Source organism: Saliniramus sp. (assembly GCF_035311605.1).
GTDB lineage: Bacteria > Pseudomonadota > Alphaproteobacteria > Rhizobiales > Beijerinckiaceae > Saliniramus.
The window spans coordinates 1-8766 of sequence record NZ_DATGCW010000214.1; the positions used below are offsets into that span (position 1 = coordinate 1).

At 62.3% G+C, this 8766-nt stretch carries 8 protein-coding genes; all 8 read left to right on the forward strand.

Going from position 1 to position 8766, the window contains the following annotated elements; translation table 11 throughout:
- The first annotated feature begins 212 nt into the window (after nucleotides 1-212).
- Nucleotides 213-1082, forward strand: a complete 870-nt coding sequence (locus VKP01_RS09665) for an FAD-dependent oxidoreductase (protein ID WP_324411939.1) — start codon at nucleotides 213-215, stop codon at nucleotides 1080-1082.
- A gap of 1 nt (nucleotide 1083) precedes the next feature.
- A complete protein-coding gene (locus VKP01_RS09670; protein WP_324411940.1) occupies nucleotides 1084-1977 on the forward strand; it encodes a hypothetical protein in 894 nt (297 codons plus the stop codon).
- Nucleotides 1978-2537: 560 nt separating this feature from the next.
- Nucleotides 2538-3194: a ParA family protein gene (locus VKP01_RS09675; protein WP_324411941.1), complete on the forward strand. Its 657-nt coding sequence runs from the start codon at nucleotides 2538-2540 to the stop codon at nucleotides 3192-3194.
- Nucleotides 3195-3229: 35 nt separating this feature from the next.
- A complete protein-coding gene (locus VKP01_RS09680) occupies nucleotides 3230-3556 on the forward strand; it encodes a ribbon-helix-helix domain-containing protein (protein ID WP_324411942.1) in 327 nt (108 codons plus the stop codon).
- 115 nt (nucleotides 3557-3671) lie between these two features.
- Nucleotides 3672-4301, forward strand: coding sequence for a glutathione S-transferase N-terminal domain-containing protein (locus VKP01_RS09685; RefSeq protein WP_324411943.1), 630 nt, complete (start codon nucleotides 3672-3674; stop codon nucleotides 4299-4301).
- 262 nt (nucleotides 4302-4563) lie between these two features.
- On the forward strand, nucleotides 4564-5223 hold the full coding sequence (locus tag VKP01_RS09690) for an invasion associated locus B family protein (RefSeq protein WP_324411944.1): 660 nt from the start codon (nucleotides 4564-4566) through the stop codon (nucleotides 5221-5223).
- Complete coding sequence (locus VKP01_RS09695; protein ID WP_324411945.1) at nucleotides 5220-7190, forward strand: filamentous hemagglutinin N-terminal domain-containing protein; 1971 nt, start codon at nucleotides 5220-5222, stop codon at nucleotides 7188-7190. The genes VKP01_RS09690 and VKP01_RS09695 overlap by 4 nt, the downstream gene beginning before the upstream one ends.
- Nucleotides 7187-8766: ShlB/FhaC/HecB family hemolysin secretion/activation protein (locus tag VKP01_RS09700; RefSeq protein ID WP_324411946.1), on the forward strand; the 1580-nt coding region annotated here is incomplete at its 3' end. The genes VKP01_RS09695 and VKP01_RS09700, both read left to right, overlap by 4 nt.

Here is an 8766-nt window from a genome sequence, read left to right on the forward strand (position 1 = left end):
TGGTCAAAACGGCGCCCAGCCTGATCCGGGGTTAACCCCGGATCAGGCTGACCCCCTACTTCAACTTGCGGCTTGAAAACCAAAACCCGATACCAGCTTATCCAGGCCGCAAACCTGTCCGACGAATGGGGGCCACCTCAATGTTTCGCTGGCGCATACTTCCGCCGAGCTATGGGAATGGCTATCGCAGGTCTCCGAAAAAAATACTGGATATGAGTGGCATCTATTATGCGGGCTCACAAAACTGCGCGCTGATTGCCGGCGTTGAAGCCGCCGCAAGGACCCACGGGCTTGAAGTCAACCGGTTGCGCGACGAGCGTCGTACGCTTCTGGCCGGTGATGCCGCTGACAACGTCGTTCTGGAGGAGGCGGCTGGCGGCATTCTGCGGGCCGATGAAGCGCTCGCGGCCCTGAAGATGTATTGCCGCAACTCGGGCGCGACGATCCTCGAAAATGCGCCCGTGTCGACACCCCGCGAAGCTGAAACGATCGTTATTCGTTGTATCGGTCCTTGGCTTGCACATGATCCGCTCGCGGGACGGCACCTAACCTCTGCACGCGTGTATTGTCACTGGTTTGAGCATGATGGCGGCTCACCTCTCTTCGAAAAAGCCTTTCTGCTGCAAGGCTATGATGGGCGCGTTCTTTATGGAATGCGCACTGGTCCGCGTGAAATAAAAGTCGGTTGGCACAACTATCCGGTTCTCCCGCTAGAGCCGGGCCATGCGGCAGATGAAAGCCCACTCTCCTATGTAGAAGACATATGCGGTGCGCTATCAAAAATTACAGGCTCCCGGCTGATGCACTCGCGCAGTAAGGGTTGCTATTTCACAAATTCAACGGATGAAAACCATGTTCTCGATTGGAGCGGTCCGCATGAGCTCTTTGCAGGCGGGCTCTCCGGCCATGGATTCAAGTTCGCACCGGCGCTGGGCGTCGGCTTGGTCGAGGCCGCAGAAACCGGTCGGATCCCCGAGCATCTGGCATGTTTCGGCCTCTCGCGCTTCGACAACTCCTCCGTAACCGGTCGCACACATCTTTCGGATGGCGACATTCTGACAGGCGCGAACTGGCGGATCTGACATGACCGCGCGTATCTTTCTCCCTTTTGCGATGGCCTTTCTGGCCAATTTCATCCTCGGCGCTTCGTCGATCTACTGGCATCTGTTCGTCGGGCTTTCGCCCGTCGTTCTGGTCATCTGGCGGATCGCGTTCTCGTTCATCCTGCTCGGTCTGATCGTCGGCTGGTTCGTCATGCGCGGGAACGATTCGCTGCGGCGGTTGTCGGGGCGCGTCGTGGGGCTCCACGTGGCGGCGGCCATCCTTGTGGCGATCAACTGGGGTACCTTCATCCAGGCATCGCTGCAGGGGGCGGTGATCGAGAGCGGCCTCGGCTATCTTCTCGCGCCGGTCTTCGTGATGCTGACGGGGCTGTTCTTTCTCGCCGAGCCGCGAACCGGCCCACGGATCGCCTGCATCGCGATCATCCTGCTCGCTCTCGTCACCCTGGTGATGACGGCGGGCAGGCTGGAGCACTGGGTCTACTGGACCATCGGGGCCAGCTGGGGCGGATATACGCTCTTGAAGAAGCGCACGCCCCTGTCGCCGATCGAGGGCCTCTTCGTCGAGACCGCCGTTCTCGCGATGCTGCTGGCTCTGGCCTCGATCAGGATTGATTTCGGCGCGTACGCCCCGGCTGCCTCGCAGTTGCTCGCCTATCCCTGGCTGGTGACGGCCGGAATCGTCTCGCTCGCACCGCTCGTCATGTTCGCATTTGCTGCGCGCAGGCTCGGCGCCTTCAATATGGGCGCATTGCAGTTCGTCCTCCCGACGACGCAGCTGGTGGTATCGTATGTTTATTACGGGCAGGTCGCGACGCCAGCGACGTATCTCTGTTTCGGGGTGATCTGGCTGGCGCTCGTGACGCTCACGCTCCGGGAAGGCGGCGCCTTCGGGGGGAGGCGCGCTCCGGGATGAGCCTTCCTGCCGGTTTCGATGTGTCGCCCGCGATGCGACGACTGCGATGCGCGGCGATCAGCGCCGATTCCGTCAAAATCCGACAATCCAAGCGGGTTGCGTTTGATTTTTGTTCACGAAATCAAAGATTGCATAATCGCAAAATTCAATCTTTGGTGAAAATACGCTGAATTGAGACAATTTATATCATTTCTTTAAATTGCTTATTTTGCAATTAAATCTGATTCAAAGTGAGTATTTATTAAGTTTCTGTTTTTTTCTGACAATAATTTGAAACAATTGCTTCTTGCTACACTTGCGCCACGCCTTGAAAGTCATCTCGACAACATTGCCCCGCTATTTGATTCTTAATTTGTTCCAAACGTGTCGGGCAGACAGGTGCCGCCCTCATCCACACGGAATTACGCCCGGGACGCATTCACGGTGCGAACGCTCTTGCTCCGAATCAACGAACCGGAAAGACTATGTGTATCCCACTGCTGTCGCGCTTTCCGGCAATGCGATTCGCAAAGCTGTCTGCACGGAGGCATGTGGGCAGGTCCTCCAGCCAGCGTGAAGACATGAAGACAATAGCGATCATTTCCCAGAAAGGGGGCGCCGGCAAGACGACGCTCGCGGTCCATCTCGCGGTCTGCGCACATCTCGCCGGTCATCGGTCAGCGGTGATCGATCTCGACCCGCAGGCTACGGCCCGAAAATGGGCGGACAAGCGCCGCGAGGAGCCGGAAGTCGTCGGGGATCATGCCGAGCGTCTGCCGTTTCTAACGGAGGCGGCGAAGAACAACGGCGCCGATCTGCTCGTCATCGACACCGCGCCGAATGCTGACAGGGCATCCTTGATGGCAGCGCGTGCGGCGGATCTGATCCTGATCCCCTGCCGGCCCGCCGCCTTCGATCTTGATGCTATCGCCGCGACCTGCGATCTGGCTGATCTCGCGCGGCGCCCGGCCTGGGTGCTGCTTTCGTCTGCGCCGGTACGCTCACCGTTGGTTGAGGAATCGCGGCTGGGCCTAGAGGCAGATGGTCGCCGGGTCGCGCCCTTCGTGCTGCATCAGCGCGTCGCTTTCTCGCACAGCGTGATCGACGGGCGCACCGCGATGGAGTTCGAGCCCTTCGGCAAGGCTGCAGGCGAGCTGCGCGACATCTACGCATGGGCCTGCAAGGAAATCGAGCTGGATTCGCGCCTTCCCGGCTCGAAGATGCGCAAAAGCGCGTAACGTGCGCTTGGCCGGATCAAAAGGGAGACTGAACCATGAGCAAGCGCGCCAGTCTGTTCGGGGCCCGCGGGCCGAAACTCGTCGAAGACGAAGATACCGCAGCAGCAACCGCCGAGGTCTCTGCAGCGTCGGCTCCCGGCTTGCCTGCTTCCCCGGTTCCCGCAGCAGAACCTGAAGCCAAGCGCAAATATCCGGTGGCGAAGACCCGGGAGGGCAAGCGCGTCGCCACCGTCTATCTTGAGCCGGAAGCGCTCAGGCAGCTCAAGCGCATCGGCTTCGACGAGGAGACGACTGTCCAGGAATTGCTGGTGGAGGGAATCAATGCCGTCTTCGAGAAGCGCGGCTTGAGCCGGATCGCCTGATCCTGTTTGCCGCATCGGCATTCCGGCAAACCGGAACTTGCGCGGGCCTGCCTCCGTCCCGGCGCGCATCGTGTTATCGTGGCTGCGACAATCAGAACAGGGAAGGAAGCCACGCATGATCGATCTCTACACGTGGACGACGCCGAACGGGCGCAAGGTCTCGATCCTGCTCGAAGAGCTGCGCATGCCCTACTCGGCACACGCCATCAACATCGGCAATGACGACCAGTTCGCACCGGAATTTCTGAAGATCAGCCCCAACAACAAGATCCCGGCCATCGTTGATCAGGATAACGGTATGGCGCTGATGGAATCGGGCGCGATCATGATCTATCTCGCGGACAAGGCCGGCAAGTTCCTGCCGCGTGAGGGCGAGGCGCGCTACCGTGTGATCGAATGGCTGATGTGGCAGATGGGTGGTGCCGGCCCTATGCTCGGCCAGGTACACCATTTCCTCAAGTTCAACCCGGGAAAGGCGCCCTATGCCGAGGAGCGTTTCGCGAAGGAAGCGGCGCGGCTGTATGGCGTGCTCGACAAGCGCCTCGCCGACAACGCCTATCTCGCCGGTGATTATTCGATTGCGGATATGGCCACCTGGCCGTGGATCTCGCGCTATGAGTGGCAGCAGATCGATCTCGCGCAATTTCCGAACGTGAAGCGCTGGTACACCGAGATTGCCAACCGCCCGGCGGTACAAAAGGGCTACCACGTCCCCAAGGCAGTGGGCGAAATCCCGATTCCGTGATCGCAAGGACGCGGCCGGGGCAGCTCGCGCTCCGGCCCAGCACCGGTACCTTGCGTGGCGTCGTATCTGGTCGACCGGAACGGCTTCACCCCAAAAGCGGAGCGGTGTGACGCATCGCGAGAAAGCGATGTGTGGGCATGCAACTTAAAATGATAATCAGTTTATTTTTAGTGGCATGGGGTTGAGGAATCCGCCTCCGTCGTCTATCCGACCCTGAGAATGCCAGCTTTGATTGTGCTACTCGAATGGGTCGATTTTTCAGATGAAGGCATATGCGCTGTTTCTCCGCAGGGTCGAAGCTGGCCCCGGCATCGCGCGCGCTCCGGCTGACGACGGCGCTGCGCGCGCGATTGCGCGATGCGCGGCAATCCGCATTGCTTTGGCGTTGCCCCTGTTTGGTCTCGTGTTCGCTCTCGCCTGTACGCCTGACCCGGCGCAGGCTTCAGTCGAGACCCGGCGCTTCGATGATTGGGAGCTGGTTTGCCGGACGGCTGAGGCGCAGGATGCCAGCGCTGATGCTGACGAAGCCTCGCAGGCGCAAGGAGCCTCCCAGGATTGCCGCATCAGCCAACGCCTCGCCGTCGCGGAGAGTGGCCAGACGGTTTTCCTGCTGACCGGATTGCCGGGGGATGCGCCGGGCAGCTATGTGGCGATCGTCTCGGTACCGTTGCGCGGTTACCTCGCACCGGGGATCGAGCTGCGCGTTGATGAGCGGCCGCCGGTCGGCATCCTCTACGAGACCTGCGATCCATCCGGTTGCCATGCCGGCTTTCCCCTCGAAGGAAAGATCCTGCAAGCGTTTCGCGCCGGACTGACGGCGCGGTTCCGGATCTGGACCGCGCGCGACGAGCCCGTTGATCTCGACGTCTCCCTCATCGGCTTTACCGCCGCCTTCCAGGCCCTGCGTGAGCGCAGCTCATGAATCCGGATTTCAGGCCAGCGCTGGGCTTCGGCCTTTCGATGATCGCTGCACTCGCGGCACCGCCTGCATCAGGGCAGGTTGTGCCCGATGGCGGCACCGCCACGACCGTGACCATCGATGGCAGCGGGCGCGCCACCGTGGGGATCGCCCCCGCCGGGGCGGGCGATATCAGCCGCAACAGCTTCACGGATTTCTCGGTGGGCACCGCCGGCGTCGATCTCGACAATCGCCTCATCGGTGCGCGGACCATCCTCTCCGAGGTGACCTCGGCCAACCGCTCCGTGATCAGCGGGCCGCTGGAAGTGCTCGGCACGCGCGCGCATTTCATACTGGCCAATCCCAATGGAATCACCGTCGATGGCGGTCGTTTCATCAATACCGGCGGCGTGACCCTGAATGCCGGCCCGGCGCGCCTCGAAGTCTCGGGCGGGCAGACGAACGTGGTGACGACAACCGACCCGGATGCCGACATCCTGATCGGGCCCGAAGGGCTTTCAGGGGCGATGACGAGCCTGCAACTCGCCGCCGGGCGGTTGCGCATCGAAGGGGCGGTGCTCAACGAGAATACCAGCCCCTTCGCCGATATCGCGCTTGTAGCCGGAAATGCCGAACTGAGCCATGATTCGAGCGTCATCCCCGGTACGACGACATCGCCCTATGTCGCGCGCACGGATCTGCCGGGGGCGGACGGCTCCGTATTGGTCGACGTCACGCCACGCGGTTCGCTGACGGCGAGCCGGATTTCGGTCGCCGTCTCGGCCGAGGGTGCCGGCGTATCCTTCGCGGGTGCGGGGTTCGCCTCGATCGGCGAATTCGCCATCGACAGCCAGGGGCAGGTGCGGCTCGACGGCGGCACGGTACGCGCCGAGCGCGATCTTGCCATCCGCGCGCGCGACATCGCCATCCTCAATGCGCCGGAGCGCGAGGCGCGGGTCGAATCGCTGTCAGGTGCCGTCACGCTGCGGGCGGATCTGGGGGATATCGCGATCACGGGTCGGGTGACCGGGGTGAGTCGGTCCGGCACCGATCCGGATTCGCAGGGCGGCGTGACACTGCTGGCATCGGATGCGATCAATCTTGTCGGTGAGAGCGCCGACCGTCTCACCATCGTCTTCGCCTCCGATGGTAACCTTCATGCGCGAGCCGATCGGATTCGCAACGACAATGCCCGGCTTCTGGCCAATGCGACGATTGATCTGGAGGCTTCGAGCCGGATCGACAACGTCACCCGCGTCAGTGCACCGCGCAGTCCGCGTGTCCAGATCCTTCACCGTCCGCGCGGCCTGTTCTCCTTTTTCTTCGGGCGACCGCGGACCGTCCGGGTGAGCCGGGATTTCGGGCGCGCTGCCATCCCCGGCGAAATCGCGAGCATCGCCGGCGAGAGCATTCGCATCAACGCCCCGGATATCTTCAACAGCGGCAATATCTTCGCGCTAGACGGCCCTGCGATCATCAACGCTGCGCGGGTGCACAATCTGGCTGCACCATCGGGGTCGTTCTCGCTGATCAAGCGCTGCCGCATCGTCTGCTGGTCGCGCGGCTTTTCCACGGCGGACGTTCTGGGCGGCGCGATCAGCGCGGCAGCAGGGCTCGAAATCACTGCGACCGAGTCGATCCGTAACGATGCCGGCTCGCTCCTCGCCCTCGGCAATATGGAGCTCGATGCGCCGTTCATTTCCACCGAGGCGCGTTTCCTGCCGTCGGTGACGAATCTGCCCATCGGTCTGCACAGCCTGTTCTTTGGTCCGCGCGCCGTCTTCGCGCAGGATCCGAAAGGTGGGACGATCATGAGTTCGGGCGGCGAAGTGCTGCTTCGAAGCACGCTGCCCGTTCGCGTCATGGCCGGAGAAATCAATGGCTCCGTCGGCGTTGCGGCGACGGCCGGGTTCGATCGTCTCGAAAACCGCGTGCCGAGAGGCGGCGTGGCGGCGCAGCGCATCGGCCTGTTCGCGGATTGGTTGCCATGAAGAATGCGTGCGAGAGAGACGCGCTTCGCCAGCCGCGTTCCGCCTTGCGTCTCGCCGCCTGCCTGGCGCTGCTCGCGATGCCGAAAGCTGCGCTTGCGGAGGCCGAGATGGTCGCCGGGGCCGCTGACGAGCCCATCGTCATCACCACGCAGACACTGGACAGCCCTGATGCCGGGCAGTGCTTCCCGGTCGCGACGATCGTGATCGCCGGCGAATTCCTGATCCCGCGTGAGACAATCCGTGCTGCGATTGCGCCGCATGCGGCAGATTGCGTCGGCATGAAAGTCGCGCAGGCCGTGGTCGGTGCGATCAACGAAGCCCATGCCGAAGCCGGGCTGATCACCACGCAGGGCTATCTGCCCGAGCAGGATATTCGCGCCAGCGGCAGCCTGCTCATCGACGTGATACCCGGCCGCATCGCCGCGATCCACTATCGCGAGGATCAGGGCATTGCCGGGCGCGGCTTCAGCGCTCGCTTCGGCCATGCGCGCGAGGCGATCGCGGGTTCGCAGGGGCCCTGGGATTTCCTCGGCAATATCTCGGCCCTGTTCGGCATCATCGACGATCCGCTCGACCGCTTCCAGATCATCGACGGCGCGCGGCGGCCTGGAGCGAAGACCCTTGCGAGCTTTGCCATTGCGCCGGGCGAGGTGCTCGATATCGAGGATATCCAGCAGGGGATCGAGCGCATCAACTCCGTCGCCTCCGGGCGTGCCCGGGCACGTCTCGAGCCCGGCGATGAGCCAGCGACGTCCGTCGTCGTCATCGAGAACAATCCGGAAGACGCCTTCCGCCTCGATTTTGGCTATGAGCGCAATGCCATGGCGCTGACCGGGTCGGGGCGCACGATCAGCCAGCGATTGCGCTTCGATCTGGCCAAGGACAATCTGGTCGGTGTCAACGATTCCTGGCGCTTTACGGTTGCGGGCGGCGAGAATTCCAATGAAATCTCGGCGGGGATCGTGGTGCCGTGGCGGCAATCGCGCTTCAGCATTGATGGCAGCTACTCGGAATCCTACCAGCAGATCACGCCCTTCGCCGGGCTATTCACGCAAAACAGCGTCCTGTCCGTGCGATATGACCGCGAACTCGTGCGCAATGCACGGCGCAGTCTGAGCTTCGACACGCGTCTCGACATTCGCCGCGGCGATCGTTTCGTCAATGAAACGCAGTTGACGCCGCAGAAATTCACTGTCGCCCGACTCGGGCTGACGCGTAGCGCGACGCCGGGCGAGCGACAGCAGTTCAATACGGGCTTCGGTATCAGTCGGGGGCTCACCTTGTTCAATGCGACGCGCGATCCTGACATCCTGATGCCGGATACGCCGCGCGCGCAACTCTGGAAGTTCGATGGTTTCGCGCAATACGTGCGCGGTTTTGAGGATCTCGGAATCTGGCAGACGACGGTATCGGGGCAGTTTACCACCGCGCCGCTTTATGCCGACGACCAGCTCGTCCTCGGATCGTCAGGGAGCATTCGTGGCTTTGGCGCGCGCTCCACGCGAGTCGATCGCGGAGGCCTCATACGCAACGAATTCACGCTGGCCCTGCCGTCGAGACGCGTTCTCGGGGAGCG

Bases quoted from the DNA above. Each gene is read 5' to 3' on its own strand.
- VKP01_RS09665 (WP_324411939.1), top strand. From the start codon at position 213: ATGAGTGGCATCTATTATGCGGGCTCACAAAACTGCGCGCTGATTGCC.
- VKP01_RS09685 (WP_324411943.1), top strand. From the start codon at position 3,672: ATGATCGATCTCTACACGTGGACGACGCCGAACGGGCGCAAGGTCTCG.
- VKP01_RS09690 (WP_324411944.1), top strand. From the start codon at position 4,564: ATGAAGGCATATGCGCTGTTTCTCCGCAGGGTCGAAGCTGGCCCCGGC.
- VKP01_RS09695 (WP_324411945.1), top strand. From the start codon at position 5,220: ATGAATCCGGATTTCAGGCCAGCGCTGGGCTTCGGCCTTTCGATGATC.
- VKP01_RS09675 (WP_324411941.1), top strand. From the start codon at position 2,538: ATGAAGACAATAGCGATCATTTCCCAGAAAGGGGGCGCCGGCAAGACG.
- VKP01_RS09670 (WP_324411940.1), top strand. From the start codon at position 1,084: ATGACCGCGCGTATCTTTCTCCCTTTTGCGATGGCCTTTCTGGCCAAT.
- VKP01_RS09680 (WP_324411942.1), top strand. From the start codon at position 3,230: ATGAGCAAGCGCGCCAGTCTGTTCGGGGCCCGCGGGCCGAAACTCGTC.